This is a genomic window from Gulosibacter sp. (assembly GCF_052090685.1).
Taxonomy (GTDB): Bacteria; Actinomycetota; Actinomycetes; order Actinomycetales; family Microbacteriaceae; genus Gulosibacter.
This window is the reverse complement of the sequence record NZ_JBQDBE010000017.1, coordinates 1-18,342: the sequence shown is the minus strand read 5'-3', so window position 1 is coordinate 18,342 and position 18,342 is coordinate 1. Positions and strand designations below refer to the sequence as shown.

Annotated in this window: 15 protein-coding genes; 8 read left to right on the top strand and 7 right to left on the bottom strand. The window is 62.6% G+C overall.

Annotated features, from left to right (window positions below; genetic code table 11):
- Nucleotides 1-6: 6 nt before the first annotated feature.
- Nucleotides 7-795 (top strand): ABC transporter ATP-binding protein, encoded by a 789-nt coding sequence (locus ACTHXA_RS11365; RefSeq protein WP_441672429.1) that lies wholly within the window; start codon nucleotides 7-9, stop codon nucleotides 793-795.
- Nucleotides 792-1,526 (top strand): ABC transporter permease, encoded by a 735-nt coding sequence (locus ACTHXA_RS11360; protein WP_441672427.1) that lies wholly within the window; start codon nucleotides 792-794, stop codon nucleotides 1,524-1,526. The genes ACTHXA_RS11365 and ACTHXA_RS11360 overlap by 4 nt, the downstream gene beginning before the upstream one ends.
- A gap of 22 nt (nucleotides 1,527-1,548) precedes the next feature.
- Here ACTHXA_RS11360 and ACTHXA_RS11355 read toward each other — a convergent pair whose 3' ends face one another.
- Nucleotides 1,549-4,458, bottom strand: coding sequence for a DUF7937 domain-containing protein (locus tag ACTHXA_RS11355; protein WP_441672425.1), 2,910 nt, complete (start codon nucleotides 4,456-4,458; stop codon nucleotides 1,549-1,551).
- Between the two features lie 226 nt (nucleotides 4,459-4,684).
- Here ACTHXA_RS11355 and ACTHXA_RS11350 point away from each other — a divergent pair, with 226 nt between their 5' ends.
- The 3 genes from ACTHXA_RS11350 (at nucleotide 4,685) to ACTHXA_RS11340 (ending at nucleotide 8,542) form a co-directional block, all read left to right on the top strand.
- Nucleotides 4,685-4,981 (top strand): rhodanese-like domain-containing protein, encoded by a 297-nt coding sequence (locus ACTHXA_RS11350; RefSeq protein WP_441672423.1) that lies wholly within the window; start codon nucleotides 4,685-4,687, stop codon nucleotides 4,979-4,981.
- An 88-nt stretch (nucleotides 4,982-5,069) separates the two neighbouring features.
- The gene (gene recQ / locus ACTHXA_RS11345; protein ID WP_441672421.1) at nucleotides 5,070-6,878 is read left to right on the top strand and encodes a DNA helicase RecQ; all 1,809 of its coding nucleotides are present in this window, start codon (nucleotides 5,070-5,072) and stop codon (nucleotides 6,876-6,878) included.
- Between the two features lie 161 nt (nucleotides 6,879-7,039).
- On the top strand, nucleotides 7,040-8,542 hold the full coding sequence (locus ACTHXA_RS11340; RefSeq protein ID WP_441672419.1) for an HNH endonuclease signature motif containing protein: 1,503 nt from the start codon (nucleotides 7,040-7,042) through the stop codon (nucleotides 8,540-8,542).
- A gap of 54 nt (nucleotides 8,543-8,596) precedes the next feature.
- Here ACTHXA_RS11340 and ACTHXA_RS11335 read toward each other — a convergent pair whose 3' ends face one another.
- The 6 genes from ACTHXA_RS11335 to ACTHXA_RS11310 all read right to left on the bottom strand — a co-directional run bounded on the left by ACTHXA_RS11335 (nucleotide 8,597) and on the right by ACTHXA_RS11310 (nucleotide 14,917).
- Nucleotides 8,597-9,058: a hypothetical protein gene (locus tag ACTHXA_RS11335; protein ID WP_441672417.1), complete on the bottom strand. Its 462-nt coding sequence runs from the start codon at nucleotides 9,056-9,058 to the stop codon at nucleotides 8,597-8,599.
- Nucleotides 9,059-9,060: 2 nt separating this feature from the next.
- The gene (gene ypfJ, locus ACTHXA_RS11330) at nucleotides 9,061-9,990 is read right to left on the bottom strand and encodes a KPN_02809 family neutral zinc metallopeptidase (RefSeq protein WP_441672416.1); all 930 of its coding nucleotides are present in this window, start codon (nucleotides 9,988-9,990) and stop codon (nucleotides 9,061-9,063) included.
- A 38-nt stretch (nucleotides 9,991-10,028) separates the two neighbouring features.
- Nucleotides 10,029-12,143, bottom strand: a complete 2,115-nt coding sequence (locus tag ACTHXA_RS11325; RefSeq protein ID WP_441672414.1) for an acyl-CoA dehydrogenase family protein — start codon at nucleotides 12,141-12,143, stop codon at nucleotides 10,029-10,031.
- A gap of 196 nt (nucleotides 12,144-12,339) precedes the next feature.
- Complete coding sequence (locus tag ACTHXA_RS11320; RefSeq protein ID WP_441672412.1) at nucleotides 12,340-13,545, bottom strand: ABC transporter permease; 1,206 nt, start codon at nucleotides 13,543-13,545, stop codon at nucleotides 12,340-12,342.
- The gene (locus tag ACTHXA_RS11315; protein ID WP_441672410.1) at nucleotides 13,545-14,456 is read right to left on the bottom strand and encodes an ABC transporter ATP-binding protein; all 912 of its coding nucleotides are present in this window, start codon (nucleotides 14,454-14,456) and stop codon (nucleotides 13,545-13,547) included. The genes ACTHXA_RS11320 and ACTHXA_RS11315 overlap by 1 nt, the downstream gene beginning before the upstream one ends.
- Before the next feature lie 71 nt (nucleotides 14,457-14,527).
- Nucleotides 14,528-14,917 (bottom strand): response regulator, encoded by a 390-nt coding sequence (locus tag ACTHXA_RS11310; RefSeq protein WP_441672408.1) that lies wholly within the window; start codon nucleotides 14,915-14,917, stop codon nucleotides 14,528-14,530.
- Between the two features lie 134 nt (nucleotides 14,918-15,051).
- On the opposite strand from ACTHXA_RS11310, the gene ACTHXA_RS11305 reads away from it, so the two are divergent.
- The 3 genes from ACTHXA_RS11305 to ACTHXA_RS11295 are packed head-to-tail and all read left to right on the top strand — an operon-like array spanning nucleotide 15,052 to nucleotide 18,244.
- Nucleotides 15,052-15,636: an ECF transporter S component gene (locus ACTHXA_RS11305; RefSeq protein ID WP_441672407.1), complete on the top strand. Its 585-nt coding sequence runs from the start codon at nucleotides 15,052-15,054 to the stop codon at nucleotides 15,634-15,636.
- A complete protein-coding gene (locus ACTHXA_RS11300) occupies nucleotides 15,633-17,378 on the top strand; it encodes an ABC transporter ATP-binding protein (protein ID WP_441672405.1) in 1,746 nt (581 codons plus the stop codon). Before ACTHXA_RS11305 ends, ACTHXA_RS11300 begins: the two co-directional genes overlap by 4 nt.
- A complete protein-coding gene (locus ACTHXA_RS11295) occupies nucleotides 17,375-18,244 on the top strand; it encodes an energy-coupling factor transporter transmembrane component T (protein WP_441672403.1) in 870 nt (289 codons plus the stop codon). Before ACTHXA_RS11300 ends, ACTHXA_RS11295 begins: the two co-directional genes overlap by 4 nt.
- The last annotated feature ends 98 nt before the right edge of the window (nucleotides 18,245-18,342 follow it).

Sequence of the window (18,342 nt, the reverse complement as noted above, 5' to 3'; positions counted from 1 at the left end):
CGCTTCATGACTGACATTGCGATTGCCGTCCGAGACCTCAAGGTGCGACGCGGCAAGAAGTTGGTATTCGACGGCATCAATCTCGATATTCCGCGCGGCCAGATCACCGGGATGCTCGGGCCGTCCGGCTGCGGCAAGACCACCCTCATGCGGTCGATCGTTGGGGTGCAGAAACTTGCGGGTGGCACGGTTCGGGTGCTCGGTGAGGATGCGGGATCCCGCAGATTGCGGCGACGCGTGGCCTACGACACGCAGGCGAGTTCGGTGTATTCCGACCTCACAGTGCAGCAAAATCTCTCCTATTTCGCGCGGCTCATGGGCGCTTCCAAGGATGATGTGGACCGGGTGATTCGGCGCGTGGGCCTCGAAGACCAGACGCGTCAGACCGTGTCTTCGTTGAGCGGTGGGCAGTCGAATCGCGTGTCACTCGGGATTGCGCTCCTCGGTGACCCCGAAGTGATTGTGCTCGATGAGCCGACGGTCGGTCTCGACCCCATCCTGCGCATTGAGCTGTGGGAGCTCTTCCGCGAAATTGCCGCCGGGGGAACCACGCTCTTAGTGAGCAGCCACGTGATGGATGAAGCACTGCGCTGCGACCGGCTGCTCCTCATGCGCGAGGGCGAAATCATTGCCGATACGACGCCCACGGACCTGCTCGCTACCACCGGTGCGGCAGATCCGGAGGCCGCGTTTCTGGCGCTCCTGGACGGTGCTGCGGAACAGGCCTCTTCGAAACCGGAGGCGGAGCATCCGAAACCACATGGACGCCACGTCGCGCGAGGAGACGCATCATGAGCCCGGTGCGCACTCTCGCCACGACCGGACGCGTTCTGCGGCAACTCAGCCACGACCCTCGGTCGATCGTGCTCATGCTCGTCGCGCCGAGCCTGCTTGTCGGTCTCTTTGCCTGGCTCTTTGACGATCAACCACAGGTATTCGACAATCTCGGCGGGCCAATCCTCGCGCTTTTCCCGTTTGTCGTGATGTTCCTGATCACCTCCATCACCACCCTCCGCGAGCGCCGCTCCGGCACGCTCGAACGGCTGATGACCACGCCCATCGCGAAGGCAGATTTCATCCTCGGGTACGCGATCGCGTTTGGCGTCATGGCCACCCTGCAGGCGATCATCACGGTGGCGTACGCGGTGCTCGTGTGCGGTCTCGAGGTCAATAGCCCGGTGTGGATGCTCGGTGTGGTCGCGGTCGTGGATGCGCTGCTCGGCTCTGCCTTGGGCTTGCTCGCGAGTGCGTTCGCGCACACGGAGTTCCAGGCGGTGCAGTTCATGCCGGTGATCGTTTTCCCGCAGGTCCTGCTCGGTGGACTGTTCATGCCCCGCGAGGATATGCCGGAGGTGCTCTACGCAATTTCGCACTGGCTGCCGTTGAGCTATGCGATCGATGCCATCAACTCGGTTACCGTCGGCGATGAGGGGTGGGACGTGTGGGGCCCGGTCCTCCTCATCGCCGCGATCATGGTTGCCGCGCTCGTGCTCGCTTCGCTGACGCTGCGGCGGCGGAGTGCGTAGGTGTTGAGCTAGTGACGACCAGCTACACCTGGTGTCCACGATTCTTGAGGTACGCAAGTACTGTGGGGTCTTCGGTCTTCCCGAGCCAGTCCAGCAGCTCGTTCGAGGCCGAGGGTGCCGACGCGAGGTACGGCCACAGTTCCTTGTGTTCCTTCATCCAGTCAAGTTCGGCCGAAGGAGTGTCCGGGTCCAGCGCCTTACGCGCCGCGGCCGCGAGATCAACAGGCTCGTCTGCCGCGGGTGCGCTCGAGGTGGATGCTTCGGTTGTTGCTGGTGCGTCCGATGCGGTGGTCGAGGTTGGTTCCTCGGAATCAGCAGCTGGCGAAGACGACTCGGAGGGAGCGCTGAACGCGATCTGCTGCTGCGCCGCATTCTGCTTTTCGGACTGACTGCCAAATGGGCTACGCCGTTCTTGCGGTGCCTGCGAGCCACCAGTCTGACCAAAGGATGCTTGGCCGAAACCTGAGCCACCAGTCGAAGTCTGGGATGCTGACTGCTTACCTTGGGGCTGCTGGCCCGGAGCATGGGAGTCCGAACCGGCTGCTGGCGTGCGCTGGCCGTGGCTGGATGAACCGGTCTGCTCGGACTGGCCGTCACCCTGGCTGGCAGGCTGGCCGAAGCCGGGGATGGGACCGGAGGGCTGGTTGTAATTCGGCTGAGTGTAGTTCGGCTGGCCAGAACCAGACTGATTTGCCTGCGGCTGGGTTGCACCGTACTGGCCTGGTCCCTGCTGGCCCTGACCCCGCTGAGTCTGATTCTGCTGAACCGCGCCCTGAGCACCGGCCGGCTGACCGTATCCACCAACCGGACCCGTCTGCTGACCGAAGCCGCCCTGCTGACCTTGGTTCTGGTGAGCCTGTTGCGGCGGGCCCTGCTGCTGACCCTGGTACTGCTGGCTTTGGCCCTGCATCCCCTGGCTCTGCATCCCCTGGCCCTGGTAGCCAGCACCCTGCTGGCCACCACCGAACTGCTGGCCCTGCTGAGCTGGCCATTGCTGTCCTGGACCCTGCGGACCCTGGTTGGGCTGACCGTATCCCTGCTGGCCCTGCTGCTGGCCGCCCTGCTGCTGGCCAGCGTTCGCGGCACCAAACTTGATGGCGGTACCTGCGCGCTGGAAGTGTTCGCGCACCTCGCGTGGCAAGTAGAGCCCAATCGCGATGATCAGCGGCAGGATGAAGAGCGTCGCGAACGGGTAGATCGCTTCGAAACCGGATGCGACGTCAGTGCGGTCGAGACGCTGTTCGACGAGTCCGAGAATCGTGAGGAGCAGTCCGAGTACCGCGGCGCCACCGGTCATGGCGAGCAGTTGTGTTTGTGAGGCCTTGATCTGCGGTCCGCGCAGCGAGAGGTAACCGAGCACCGCTGCGGCACCAATCGCGAGTGCGAGTACGAGCGTCAGGATCGTGAGCACGAGTCGGCCGCCTTCGAGTTCGATCGCGCCGAACTCGCCAAGGTCGATAGGAATGAGCGCGTACACCGAAGCAAGTACGACCGCGAATGCGCTGGCTGCCACAACAAGCAACCCGAGCCCCGCGGCATTGAACCAGCGGGCCGTTGGATGAATTGGCTTGCGGTTCGCGAGGGCGTGCGGGTCAATCGCGAGCGCGGCGAGCGGTGCGGCGAAGACAAAGACGAACGGCATTGCCAACAGCACGGTGCTTTCGATACCGGTGATGGAGAATCCGAGACCGAACGTTCCATCGATCAGGAGTGCGATTGCGGCTGCACCGCCGACTGCCAGCGTGAGCAGTCGTCCCGGTTCAGAACCGAGGATGAAGAGTGTAACCGGGAAGATCACGACCGCGAGCGCAAGCAGCATTACCGCGAGCAAGTAGACGATCGGGGTGAAGGTACCGGCTTCGCCCATCAGGATGAAGGTGCTGACGATCCACATCAGCAGACCGATCGCGACCAGACCGCCGAAAGCGTAGAGCAGGCTCTTGCCGACGAGTCCCATGGTGCGACCGAGTGGCGACTGCAGTCCGCCGATTGCGCGAAGTTCATAGTCGCGCGGTTGGATTGCGAGCACTGCGCCCACGAGCGCTATTGCCACGCCCGCGCCAAGACCGAAGAAGTCAATGTCGCGGAAGTCACCGTTAGCCGCGCTGAACCCCGAAATGATGTCGATGACGAAGTAGAACACCACCGTAATGAGCAGCGGAGCCTGTGCACCGGCCCGGATGTAATACGTGATCTGTGGCGAAAGCGGAATCAGTCCGAACCGTGCCAGCACCTGGAAGATACTGCCGAGCGCGCCGACGAGCACGGTGATCAGCGGCGCGACGTTCACCGCGGTGAGCGCCACTTCCCCGGAACGATTGGTGTCCACGCCCCACACCATCACCAACGACAGCAGCAAGAGGACGGGTGCGCCGATATCGCGGACCCAGTCAAGCTTTGATCCCTGCACCGCGGTTGGTGCGGGACGCGACGGCGCCTGTTGCTGGCCCTGGCCGAACTGGCCTTGCTGCTGGCCGAATTGGCCCTGCTGCTGGCCAAACTGACCTTGCTGACCCTGCTGGCCGAAGTTGCCACCCTGCTGCTGACCCTGACCGGGCTGCCCGAATTGGCCGGAGTTGCCGGGTTGCCCCTGCTGCTGACCGAACTGGCCCGACTGACCGAACGGCGCATCCGACTGACCCTGACCGGGGTGGCTCTGTCCGAACGGAACCTGCTGCTGGCCGCCTTGCTGCTGACCCTGCCCAAACTGGCCGGAGATAGCTGGTCCAGAACCGAATTGACCGGTCGAGTTCTGACCCTGCTGGTTCTGTCCCGGTGCATCCCGGCCAATACCGTCCTGGCCAAAACCGTGCTGCCCGAATCCCGGCTGGCTGCTCGGTGGCTGGCCCTGCCCGAATCCCGGCTGGCCCGGCTGGCTGCCTGAACCGTCGGGTGCGCCACCCTGCGGTTGGTTCCAATTGCTGTTGGTCACTTGCAGACTCCTTCGCGCGCAGAGCCATGCTCCGCGGTTCGGTCGTGTGTCGTCAAGACGACTCAAATTGGCCGGACTATCTCGAGTGGAGTGTCCTGGCCACGGTCATCGCCCGTAGGCAGAGCCTACCGGGACGGCCTAATATTTCGGGAAACTCTCGAACAAGATCCTCACCAAGGCCGATTAAATCGTCCGACAGTCTGAGGCTGCACCTACGATGCCTTGTATGAACGAAATCACTCCTGAGCAGCTTCACGCCCTCGGCACCGATGTCAGCCTGATTGATGTCCGCGAGCCCAACGAGGTCGCCGAGGTCCGCATCCCGTTTGCCAAGGTCATCCCGCTGTCAGAGCTCGAAGACCGCACTGATGAGGTGCCCGAAGGTGCCTACATCATGTGCCATGCCGGCGGCCGTTCCTCGCGCGTCGTCAAATACTTTGAGCACCAGGGCAAAGAATTGATCAACGTGGAGGGCGGAATCTCCGGCTGGGAAGCGGCAGGCCTTCCCGTCGAACGGGGCTAAGTTCTCCACAGCGTTCGGCCACGCATTGTTTTGCACAGGATGCGCGGCTCGGGTCCGCAGTGTCGGTGGCACGTCCTAGGGTGGATGCATGACTGATGCGGCTTTGGCGACCCTCGAACGGGTCTGGGGGTATTCGGACTTTCGCGGGCCCCAGCGGCAGATTGTCGACACCGTGATTTCCGGGGAGGATGCCCTCGTCCTCATGCCCACCGGAGGTGGCAAATCGCTTTGTTATCAGTTGCCGTCGCTGGTTCGAGATGGCACCGGCGTCGTCATCTCACCGCTGATCGCGCTCATGCAAGATCAGGTTGCCGCGCTCGAACAACTTGGCGTTCGGGCCGCGTTTTTGAACTCGACGCTTGAGCCTGAGGCGAAGCTGGACGTCGAATCACGGTACCTCAATGGCGAGTTGGACATGCTCTACCTCGCGCCCGAGCGGCTGCAGCACTCGCTGCCGCTACTCAAACGTGGCAATATCGCGCTCTTCGCAATCGATGAGGCCCACTGCGTGTCGCAGTGGGGCCACGATTTCCGGCCCGACTATCTCACCCTCGATGTCATCCATCAGGAATGGCCTGAGACTCCGCGAATCGCGCTGACCGCGACGGCGACCGTCCAGACTCGGGAAGAAATCGCATCCCGCCTGCAGCTCGAGGATGCATCCCATTTCGTCTCGAGCTTCGACCGGCCGAATATTCAATACCGAATCGTGCCCAAGAATCGGGCACGCGAGTCGCTCCTGCGCTTCATTCGTGCGGAGCACGATGGCGACGCGGGCATTGTGTACTGCCTCTCTCGTAAGTCGGTAGAGCAGACCGCCGAGTTTCTGCGAGCCGAGGGGATGGATGCGCTCCCCTATCACGCGGGGCTCACGCCGGAGCAGCGCCGGTTCAATCAGCGTCGATTCCTGCGCGATGAGGGTGTTGTGATGTGCGCCACAATCGCGTTTGGCATGGGGATCGATAAGCCGGATGTGCGTTTTGTCGCGCACCTTGACCTGCCGAAATCGGTGGAGGGCTACTACCAAGAAACGGGTCGTGCAGGGCGCGACGGCGAGCCTGCCACGGCCTGGCTCGCATACGGTCTGCAGGATGTGGTGCAACAGCGGCGCATGATTGATCAGGGTGAGGGGGATGCGTTCCGGCGGCGGCAGCAGTCGCTGCATCTGGATGCGATGCTCGCCCTGTGTGAGACCGCCGGCTGTCGCAGGCAAATGCTGCTCGGCTATTTCGGTGAGCAATCGCAGCCCTGTGGGAACTGCGATAACTGTTTGAATCCACCTCGCACTTGGGATGGGACCGTGCAGGCGCAGAAACTGCTTTCGACAATTGTTCGCCTCGACCGGGCGACCGGGCGCGCATACGGTGCCGGGGCACTCGTCGACGTGCTGCTTGGGAAACGCACGGAGCGTTCCACGGCACAGGGGCACGACCGGGTTTCCACTTTCAGCATCGGCACCGAACTCGACGACGCCGGCTGGCGCGGAGTCGTGCGCCAACTGCTCGCGATGAATATTGTTGCCGCAACGGGCGAGTACGGCGTCATGCAGGTTACGCCGCGCGGCGCGGAGGTGCTGGCCGGACGTGAGCAGGTGCTCCTCCGACAGGATGTTGCCACGCAAGTTGAGCGCAGTTCTCGCCGGGCCTCGAACGCTGCGGCTGTGGAGGAGTTGCAGCCGGGACAGCGCGAACGCTTCGATGCGCTGCGGGAATGGCGACGCGACACTGCCCAGGAGCAATCCGTGCCCGCATACATCGTGTTCAACGACGCGACGCTGCGCGCCCTTGCGGTGGAGCGTCCGAGCACGCTCGGCGAACTTGCCAACATTTCTGGCGTCGGTCGCGCCAAGCTCGAGCAATACGGCGACGAGGTCCTCGAAGTTCTCGCCGACGTGTAGGGGTGCGCGGCTGGCTGGAGGGCTGGCGACTGCGGGCTGGCGACTGGAGGCTGGCGACTGGCGACTGGCGACTGGCGACTGGCGAAAAAAGATATGTCGGTGGCTCGTTTTATGGTGTTCCTGAAAGAACAAAGCGCCTTGCCGAGGAGGTGATCTCCCACATGTCCACCACCGACTCCAGTGTTCCAGAGCCTTCACTTGGTCCGCGGATTGCCGATGTGCGAGATCGCTTCGCGCAGAGTCACAGAGCAATCGGGCTTGCCGAGTCCATTAAGTTGCGTGCGCTCGCCGAGGCCTACGAGATTGCCGAGGTACAGGCGCAGGCGAGCATGTCGTCGGCGCAGAGTGGGCCTCGCACACTCAAGACTTTGGACAAGTTCTTTGCCTGGCACCTACGGTCGCTCATGGGAGAACTCAGCTTCGTCTCCCGCGAAGTCGACATCACCCTTCGCAACTACGCCTACGACGCACACGCACTGGTGACACGCTTCCCCGACTGGGTTGAGGCGATTGCGCAAGCCAAGATTGAGGTGCGGCACGCACGGGCAATGTTGCGGGGTGCACGCGCGCTTGATGACGAACAGGCCCAGCTACTTGGCGAAACCTGCCTCCACTATGCCGCGAGCCACTCGGTGTCGAAGACGGCCCAGTTTGTCGAGCGTAAGGTCGCGAAACTTGCTGCGAATGAATTCGAGGAAAGCAATGCGAGAGAACGCGCTGAACGCAGCGTCTACGTCAAGCCGGCGCAATGCGGCATGGCTCACCTCATTGCTTATTTGCCAATCGAACAGGCTGTCGCGATTGACCAGTTGCTGACGCTCGAAGCTCGAACGCTGCGCGATGACAACCTTCGTGAGGCCGAAGCATTCAAGCGCAGTCGCCGCGCTGCCGAACTCGCCCAGAAAACGGCTCTGAGTGGCGACGAGCCCGTGGAGCCCGTGGAGCAGGCGTTTCCTGAAGGTTTCGAGCCCGATGACCGGACCACGGCACAAATTCGCGCCGATGTCTTTGCAGAAACGCTGCTGTGTGCAACGCCCGAAAGTATTTTGGCAAGTGAGACCGAAGGCGCTGCTCGAATCAAGGCGACGGTCAACGTGACTGTGCCAGCCCTGTCGCTGCTCAATCGAACTGCCGAGGAGAGCGATCCAGCGCTCCTCAATGGCACGATGCCGATGAGCTTTGCGGAAGCAAAACAGTTCGCGGCCACCGCACCAACCTTGCAGCGCATCCTCACGCACCCGATCACCGGGCACACCGTGTCTGTCGACACCTACATGCCGGACAAGAGCCTCCGGCGCTTCCTGCAGGTCCGCGATGTGACTTGTCGCTTCCCTGGCTGCGCCCGCCCGGCGCAAGGTTCGGACCTTGACCACACAGTGCCGTACGCCGACGGCGGCGAGACCTGCGATGGAAATCTCGCTCACCTCTGCAGACCGCACCACGTGCAGAAACACGAGCGTGGTTGGTCGGTGCGACAGGTGGGGCGTGGCGTCCTCGAGTTCACGACTCCGCTCGGCTACCAGGCGCAAACCGAGCCCGAACCGATCGGGCCGAGGTTCAGGCCAGTTGGGGAGCCCATCGAAACTGACTCCGAGAAAAATTCTGGGAGTGTGTCCAAAACCGGGCCATCGGAGGACCCAGACCTCGAACCGCCACCGTTCTAAGCCTCGCTGTCTCCCAGCAGCCGCTGCGCTCAGTGGCTGCAGTGTGTGCAGTTGCTACGCAAGAAACACGATTGCGTTCAAGAGCAAGAACAACCCCAATAAGAACAGGAGCACCCCAACCGCAATAAAAGACTTTTCGCGACCGTTTTTCAGTCGCCGCCGCACGTCCGGACCGACGTCGTCAGTGCTGTTGGTGGGAGCGCCGGACGTTCCGCCCGCTGCCTCACCAGCGGACCCACCTGTCGCCTCACCGGCTGATCCGCCAGCAGCGCCGAAGCGGTCCGCGTCGCCAGCGATCCCATCGGCCCACCGGGGCGCATCCTCAAAACCGGGTTCAACACCCGGTTCGGAAGGGTACTCAACCCACTCGGAATAGCTCGGTGCGTCGCTCTCCGTTGCGCGTCGCGCCTTAATGAGCGCGTACACGCCATATCCGGCGAGCAACAGCCCAACGAGCACCATGATCCCGGCAATGCCGAGCACCACAAAGTTCATGATGAGCATCATCGAGAACATCGCTACAGCTCCGAGTCCGGGACAGTAAAGGTATTGCAAGCACCCGCGCCACCCTCATAGCCACGCATGAGCCACTCGGTCCGCTGCTCACTCGTGCCATGGGTGAAGCTCTCAGGCTGCACTTCCATACCCGCCTGCTCCTGCAAGTGATCGTCACCAATAGACTGCGCCGCAGAGATCGTCGTCTCAAGCTCAGCCTGAGTCGGTTCCTTCATCAATTGGTTCCTCGCAGCATCCGTGGACTGCGAAGCATTCTGCATCCACGCCCCGGCAAAACAATCCGCCTGCAACTCGGTGCGCACCGCACCACCGGTGGGACCCTCATCGCGAGTATTCCCACTCGAAAGAATGCCCCCAATATGTTGGATGTGGTGACCCCACTCATGCGCGACGACGTACATTTCAGCGAGTGGCCCGCCCTCAGCGCCGTACTGATCTACGAGGATCTGAAAGAAGTCAGTGTCAATGTAAATGCTCTGATCGGCCGGGCAGTAAAACGGCCCCACCGCATTCGAGGCGGTACCGCAGGCCGAGTCGGTCTGGCCCTCGTAGAGGTAAATCGTGGGGTTGACGTAGTCATTTATCCCGATCTCCGACGCACTCTCCGCCCAATACTGCTCAAGGGACACCGCGGCACCCTCGATGCGGCAGTCGATCGAGGCATTCGCCTCCTCACCCGTGCACTCGAAATCCTCCTCCGCATAGTTCCCCGAACCGCCTGAGGACCCGCCAACGAGTCCGGTGAGGTCAACGCCCATGAACTGCGAGATAAGAAACGCGACAATGACCAATACGATGCCGCCGCCACCGATGGCACCGCCCTTGCCGAGGCCACCGGGGCCGCCTCGACCGCCGCCCGAACTCGACCCTGAGCCCGAACGACGGCGGCGAACGTTACTCGAATCAAATCGAGAGTTGTCGTTGAACGTCATAACCCAAATCTAGCCCAGCGAAGGACCAGAATCTTCAGCTATTTCTGCTGAGCAGCACGTTCCTGTTCACGCTTCTGCTTCCGCTTCGCGCGGTACACGGTGCGCTCATCTTCCGGCGCATTCCCCGAGGTGCGAAGCGCACTGTAGTACGCCGCAGCCTCGTCCTGGCGCGCTTTCTCCGCGCCGGATGCAATCTTGGCCCGCAGGTGCGCATCTTTGTATCCGAACGCATCCACAAGCGACTGCGCGTGTGGGCGAAGTCGCGAAATAAGTCGCGTCATATAGGAGCTGACCAATCGAGCACGCTTCGTCGTCAACCGGCCAGACATCAGGTACCAAGACAGATCGCGCTCGATCAGACTCAACCCGAAGAGATCGCGCAGCCAGGTCAGGATGCGGTGGGTCTCGCTCTCGGGGTCAAAGTCCTCGAGTTTGCGGGTGAAGGCCTCCCACTGGATCAGCTCACCGTAGGCGTGCGAGGTCTCGATGAGCTTGTGCTGCAGCGAATTGAACGCGGCATCGCCCTTACCGGCCTTCTGCGCACGATTCAGCGACATCCCAATTTCGGAGATCTGCTCTTCGATTCGTGCGGAGAGCAACGCGTGCTGATTCTCCGGTTCACGCAGCCAACCGACCGAGCGAGCGCTCGAGCCAAAGTCGCGCGCAATGCTGCCCAGCCGGGCAAGACCGATGTCGTGGAAGGCGCGCGAGGCTGCCTGGCTCACGAGCATCCGCGCGGACTCGCGGGCGTCGGCCTCCTTGAATTTGCTGGCGTAGTCCTCGAGCAGTCGCTTCCCGACCAGTTGCAGCAGCACCGTGTTATCGCCCTCAAAGGTGGTATACACGTCGAGGTCGTGACGCAGGAACGTCAACCGGTTCTCAGCGAGATAGCCCGCGCCACCGCACGCCTCACGCGCGATCTGCAGGGTGTCCATGCCCGCCCAGGTGGTCGTAGGCTTGAGCGCAGCCGCGAGCGTTTCGAGGTCCGCACGGCGTTCGGGAGTATCGCCCTCGCCCGAAAACACGGTGTCGAATTCGCGGAGGAACTCGTCATGCGAAAACGTGGCGGCATATGCCGTCGCGAGTCGCGGGATGAGTCGGCGCTGGTGACGCCCGTAATCCAACAGCACGGTCTCTTGACCGCTGCCCGAGTTGTCGAACTGGCGGCGCTGATTGGCGTAGGTCACAGCAATCGCAAGCGCAGCCTGCTGCGCGACGACCGCCGACCCGTCCAGCGAAACGCGACCCTGCACGAGCGTGCCGAGCATCACGAAGAAGCGGCGACCCGGAGACTCAATTGGCGAGGAATACGTGCCATCCGCCGCCACATCCCCGTAGCGGTTGAGCAGGTTCGTGCGCGGAATGCGCACGTCGCTAAAGTGCAGCCGACCGTTATCGATGCCATTCAGACCGCCCTTGACCCCGTCATCCTCACCGCCAATGCCGGGAAGATAGTTGCCGGCTTCGTCGCGGATCTCCACGTAGAAGGCGTGCACACCGTGGTTCATGCCCTTCGTGATGAGCTGGGCGAATAGCACCGCGGCCGTGCCATCCTTCGCCGCGTTGCCGAGATAGTCCTTCCAAGCGGCGCGGAAGGGCGTGTTAATCACAAACTCTTCGGTGGCCTCGTCGTAGGTCGCCGTGGTAGCGATCGACGCGACGTCCGAACCGTGCCCGGTTTCGGTCATCGCGAACGCGCCCAGTGTCTCCACATTCATCGCTGCGGGAAGCCAGCGGTCCTGGTGTTCTTCGGTACCGAGGTGCATGATCGCGGCTCCGAACAGCCCAAACTGCACACCTGACTTGATCTGCAGGCTGGGGTCCGCGAGGAAAATCTCTTCAAACGCGGCAATATTGCCACCGGGGTTCTCGCCACCACCGAGGCGCTTCGGGAAGGAGAGCTTTGGTGTTCCGCGTTCGGTAAGCAGCTTCACTTGCTCGAGAACGCGGTCGCGGTGCTCGTCCATCGCGAGTGTGTCGTCTCGCCAAAACAGCGGATCAGCAGCGATATCGCGCGCACGCTGACGCTCGGCGGGCCAGGATCCCATGACCGCGCGATGCACCTCGGCAATATCGATGCCGGTCGAGTCGAAAGAGTTGAGGTCTGAGTCGTCAAGCTGTTCTTCGGCGACGTCGGTGATCTGGTCAGTCACGGGAGCGCTCCAATCAATACAGTCCCGCGGCCAGCTTCGGCACGGGGAAGTCCGTATCTCAGGCTACGACTGCGCATTGTGGCGAGCATCCATGTCTCGCATGACGCACAATGAGCGACTTCCCCGCCAACCGAGAATTAGGCCAACCCTACAAACTACGCACCGCAAACCTGGATATCTCAGACAACGGATGCCGCTACGACGCCTTGAGTGCATCCTTCAGCTTCACCTTTGCACCCGTGCGGAGGATTGAGTTCTCGTAGATTCGGGCGGCGATCCACAGGGCAACCACAACGGTAACAACGAGGATCACCAGCGCAACAAAGGGCTCCCACCATTCCGCACCGCTGTTGAAGAGCCGCACCGGCATCGCAACCGGAGCCGAGAACGGGATGTAGCTGAGCCAGGTCATCACCGCATCGTTCTGGTTCGCGAAAATCACGAGGAAGTAGGGCACCATCACGAGCATGCTTAGGGGCGAGGTGGCGCTGGCCACGTCTTCCGGGCGCGAGACGGTGGATGCGAGGGCCGCGTAGAGCGCCGCAAACAGCACAAACCCGACCAGGAAGAGCACCGCGAACCAGATCATCGCGGGACCGAGCAGACTGAGCATGTCCGACTGCCCCGTAATCGCAAAGCACACGAGTGCCACGATCACGATTGCCGCGACCTGCGCGAACGCCATGATCGTGCCACCAATGATCTTGCCGCCCAGCACCGTAACCGGCTTCACGGAAGACAGCAGCAATTCAACGATGCGCGAGGCCTTCTCTTCAATCACGGTCTGCGCGATGCGCTGGCTGAACATCATGATCGACATGAAATACAGCAGCGCAAAGGCTGTGGACATGAGGAAGGTGAGCCAGAACTCCACCGCGCCCTCGGCTTCGAGGAAGCCTTGCGCGGGCGTAATCGTGAGGAAGTCAACCAGGGCGGTCGGCACACTCTCGTTCCCGACGAGCATGTAGGGCTGCTCCGCGAGCCCGGCGGTGTCCAGTGCCGATCCGTCGTTCGAATAGAGCTCGAGCGAAGTCGCCTCAGCACCGGTCACGAGCGCAGCTTCGGCATCGCCCGATCGCACTGCCTCGAGGGCCTCGTCGGCGGACGCGGCCGGTTCGAAGAGGATATTGGACTCCGCAGCAGCCTCATCCAGAGCCGCCACATCGACGGTGGATGCGACCACCGTGTCTTCCTCATCGCCCTCAAACATTGAGGACATGACGTTCCCGATGAACCCCTGGCCGAGGATCACCAGTGCGATCACGGCGAGTGTGATGATGAAGCTCCAAATGAAGGCCTTGGACCGGACGGTGGTGAGGATCTCGCGCTGGGCAATGAGGCGGATGCCTTCGACGCGGCTGACCGCGCGAGCGAGCGTTGTGGGTTTCGGCTGTTCGGTCATTAGCGCACCTCTTTAAAGATCGTCGAAAGGCGAACGAGTTCGTGGTTGAACTTTCGGACCGGTCCGCGCGCAACCGCTTCGCGCAGGATTTCCTGGCCGCGCGCATCGAAGCCCTGCGCATCCACCTGCCCAGCCCGGCCATTTCCGATACGGAAGATGAGATCGTCCCCGTCCCGTTCCACCTCGGTGACGTCGGGCTGGGAGGTGAGCCACGCATCCTCACCCGCTGAAATACGGAAGAGCCCGCGCGAGTGCTCCTGCTGCAGCGCGATTCGCGAACCGGTGGCGCGAATCTGACCGTTCGAAATAATCACGAGCTCATCACTGAGCCGCTCGACCACATCAAGCTGGTGGGATGAGAACAGCACCGGCACCCCGCGAGCCGCATGCTCCTGCAGGACGCCGAGGACCACATCCACCGCGATGGGGTCGAGGCCGGAGAACGGCTCGTCGAGAATAAGAAACTCCGGTTCGTGCACGAGCGAGACGCAAATCTGTGCGCGCTGCTGGTTACCGAGTGAGAGTGCCTCGACGTTCTCATTCGCGCGCTCCGCGAGCCCGACGCGCTCGATCAGTTCGTCGGCACGGTTCGCGGCGGTCTTCGGCTCGACACCGTGCAGTCGCGCGAAATAGATGACCTGTTCGCGCACCTTCATCTTCGGGTAGAGCCCGCGCTCTTCGGGCATATAGCCGAAGCGTGTGCGATCTGCATCGCTGATCGGGTGTCCGTTGAAGAGCACTTCGCCCTTCGTCGGGCGAATCAACCCGAGGATGGATCGCATCGTGGTGGTCTTGCCAGCGCCGTTCGCGCCCACGAAGCCGGTGAGGTGACCGCTGGTGACGGTGAACGACACGTCGTCGAGCACCTGCCGCTCGCCGTACCAATGACTGATGTTCTTAACGTCGAGCAAAGCTTCCCCTCAGCGTTCACGGTGAGCAACGATGTGCGGCCTGAAACTAGCACACAGCCTCGAACGGGGAATCAGTCTGCCGCAGCGACAGAACGAAGCGCCATCACGATCGATTCCGGTGTGGAATATTTCGCGACCACCGCATCCGCCCCCGCGTCGAGCGCCTGCTCGCTGACATGACCGTCTTTGCTACCGACGAGAATCAGGATGCGCGGCTGACGAACGTCGGCCAGCGCACGGATGCGCCTGGTCGCCTCGAGTCCGCTGGTGCTATCGGTACCGTCCATGCGGGCGGCCAGGCACAACACGTGCGGCTCGAAGCGGCGAACCAGTTCCACGGCCGCTTCGGTCGAATCGCCCTCGGCCACAACGTTGAATTCAGGCTGTGCCTGCAGAATCAACGAGAAACCGGCACGAATGAGCTGATGAGGATCGATAATGACCACATCCGTGTCAGCCAAGAGCCCTCCCCTAGTCGCTCGATCAAAAACTTTGATCGTTGCGACATTAACGAGGCCGGGTTACCAACTGCTGGAGCCTCGATACACCGCCTGTTCACATTGCTGCACACCACTAGACTGGTTTTGGTTCAATTATGAGAAATATCAGTACGCGACTCTTGATCGCTTGCGCTGCCATCGGTGTCGCGGGCGGCGTTTTGTTCACCGCCCACGCTTGGGTCGGTGGTTTGACGGTCAATACGATCCCATTTCTCTACGGTGTGACGATGGGCATTTACTTTTTGCCCGGTGCGCTCGCGCAGGCGCTCTTCCACCGGGGTGGGGTGGCACTGCTGACCGCGGCACTCTCCGGACTGGTCGCAAGTCCTTTCCAACCGATCGGCTTCATGGCGTTCGTGATCGGCCTTGTCATCGGTGTTGCGCAGGAACTCCCATTCCTCGTCACCCGCTACCGCATCTGGAAACCGTGGCTCTTCATCGTGGCCGGACTTCTGCACGGACTCATCACGATGGGCGCAGCCTTCGGCATCCTCGGCGGACACGATTACACCCTCGCCGGCCAGATTCTGGTGGTCGCCGCATTCTTCATTTCTCCCCCGGTGTTCACTGTGCTTGCCCTCTGGCTTGCACGGGCCCTCGACCGCGCGGGAGTTGCGCGCGGGCTGCGCAGTGATGAACAGGACCGCCGCCGATCCTCAAAGCCCGATCTCACCACGTGAGCGGCGAAACCCTGATCCGCGTCGATGCGCTCGGAATCACGCACCGCGATGCCGTCCGCCCCACGCCCAACAACGTGTCCTTCGAGGTGCGTCGTGGCGAGGCGCTGCTGATTCTCGGGCCCTCCGGCTGCGGTAAGTCGACGCTTTCACTCGCGCTGAACGGGCTCATCCCCAAAGATATGTGGGCGGATGTGTCGGGCCGCGTCGAGCTTTCGGGCCACGACCTCGAGTCACTCGAGCTGGCTGAAACGAGCCAGTATGCGGCAATGGTGTTTCAGGATCCGGATGCGCAGATTGTCGCCGCCACGATCTATGACGAGGTGGCCTTCGGACCCGAGAACCTGTGCGTTCCCGCGGCCGAGATGGACCGCCGCGTGGAACGCGCGCTGCGTCACGTTGGGCTTTGGGAGCGCCGCGATGACGCGCCCGAATTGCTTTCCGGAGGCGGCAGGCAGCGGCTCGCCATTGCCGCTGCGCTCGCACAGGGTGCCCCGCTGATCGTTCTCGATGAACCCACCGCGAATCTTGATCCCCGTGGTGCGCGGGAAGTGTACGAGGTACTCGCCGAGCTGCTCGCCACAGGTGAGATCGGCGTGGTACTCATCGAGCACAACCTCGACGAGGCGCTTCGGATCGCCACGAAGGTGCTTGTGCTGGATGCGACCGGTCACCCGGTATTGACCGGCACCCCGCAAGCAGCGTTCATTGAGCATCGCGAGAAGCTAACTGAGCTCGGCGTGTGGCTGCCGGTTGCGACCACGGTCGGTGCTCACTTGCAGCGAGCTGGCTGGGCGATTCCGGAGTTGCCGCTGACCATCGCGCAGCTGCGTGGTCAGCTTGCGGCTGCCCCGCAACCAGAGGTGCCGGTGGAGCCTATGCCGGAGGCCGTGCAAGAACCCGTACCCCGACGCGACGCCATTCTCACCGCGCGAAACCTGAACATCCACCGCGGGCACCGCGAGATCCTACGCCGAATCTCCCTCGACATTCCCGCTGGCGCATTCATCGCGGTGGTGGGCCCGAACGGCGCCGGAAAGACCACGCTGCTGCAGACCCTCGCGGGTGTCGAGCGGCCGCCGAAAGCAACCGTTTCGATTGACGGTCGCGATGTCTCGAAGCTGCGAGTGCGTGATCTTCGCGACCGAATCGGCTATGTCTTCCAAAATCCCGAGCACCAGTTCCTGGCCAATACCGTGCGGGACGAGCTGTCCCTTGAGCTGCGTGCACAACGGTTCAGTGAGGATGCGATCGCTTCGCGAACTGCGGACGCACTCTCGCGATTTGGCCTCGAGGAGGTGGCGGAACTGCATCCATTCTTGCTCTCGGGAGGGCAGAAACGCCGACTTTCGGTGGCGACAGCACTCGTTTCGGGGGCACCCGTACTCGTCCTCGACGAGCCCACGTTTGGGCAGGACCAGGCGCGCGCTGCCGAACTCATCGAGATGCTCTCGAGCCTCAATGCCGCCGGCACCACGGTGCTGATGGCCACGCACGATCTGCAGCTCGCGGCCGAAGTTACCGACAAACTCATGGTGCTCGCCGAAGGTCGCGTCCGCGCATACGGTGACACGGCCGAAGTGCTCGCAAGTGAGGTACTCAATGAGGTCGGGATCGGGTTGCCGCCAATTGCTTCCGCGTTCCGCAGGCTGGATGCGCAGCCACGGTTGAATCGCATCACTCGCGTCCGCGATCTCCCGCAGTTCCCGACCGGGGATGCACTGCCGCAGAGCGAGGTGCGATGAGCTCCGCTGCAGATCCCAGCGCATCCTCGCCCGAGCCCGCGCCCGAACCCCGTGCTCGACTCGATCGACCGTCCATCGCCGAAGCCGATGCCATGGGGCTGCCGCTGCTCCACCGCATCCACCCACTCGCAAAGCTTTTCGCTGCGCTGGTGCCGATGATCGCCGTATTTTTCGTCGACGGCGTGGAGATTCCGGGCGGACTCGCGGCCCTGTCAATTTTGTGCCTGCTGTTTGGGTCGAAGATGCGGTGGCGCTCGCGCATCCTGCTCGTGCTGGGATTCCCGCTGCTTGCATTGGTGCTGTCGATCACGCTCGGGATCTGGGTCGAGCCCGCGCTGGTGTCGGACTCGCCCGCGTTGTTCACGATCGGTAATTGGACGTTCTATCAGGGTGCCTGGGTGCAGGGGCTCGCGACCGGGATGCGGATCATTGCGATCGTGGCGCTGGCGATGCTGAGCGGATCCACCACTGCGGGCGCTGACTTTGTGCGCGCGCTCGTGCAGCAGCTGCGCGTGCCCTATCGCTTCGGCTATGCGGGGCTTGCCGCGTTTCGCTTTGTGCCGCGGTTCCAGCTCGAGCTGAGCATCATTCGCCAGGCGCATCGCGCGCGGGGCATTGCCTTCGGTCGCGGACCTCTCGGCTGGGTGCACCGGCAGCTGTCTTCGCTCGTGCCGCTGCTTGCTGCTGCGCTGCGTCACGCCGACCGCGTGGCACTGTCGATGGATGCGCGCGGCTTCGGCTTTCGCGAAACTCGGACGGAGCGGCATCTGATGGTGATCCGCGCGCGTGACTGGATGTTCCTCTGTGTGTTCCTGCTGCTCGCTGCTGGTGTTTTCGTCGCCGGGGTGGTCGCCGGGTTGGCGTAAACGCGGGGCACGTGCGCCGCTTTGGCGATTTACACTCGCAAACATTGCAGGTAGCGCTCATCATCGCAGCTAGCGTTCGTAATCATTGCAGGTAGCGC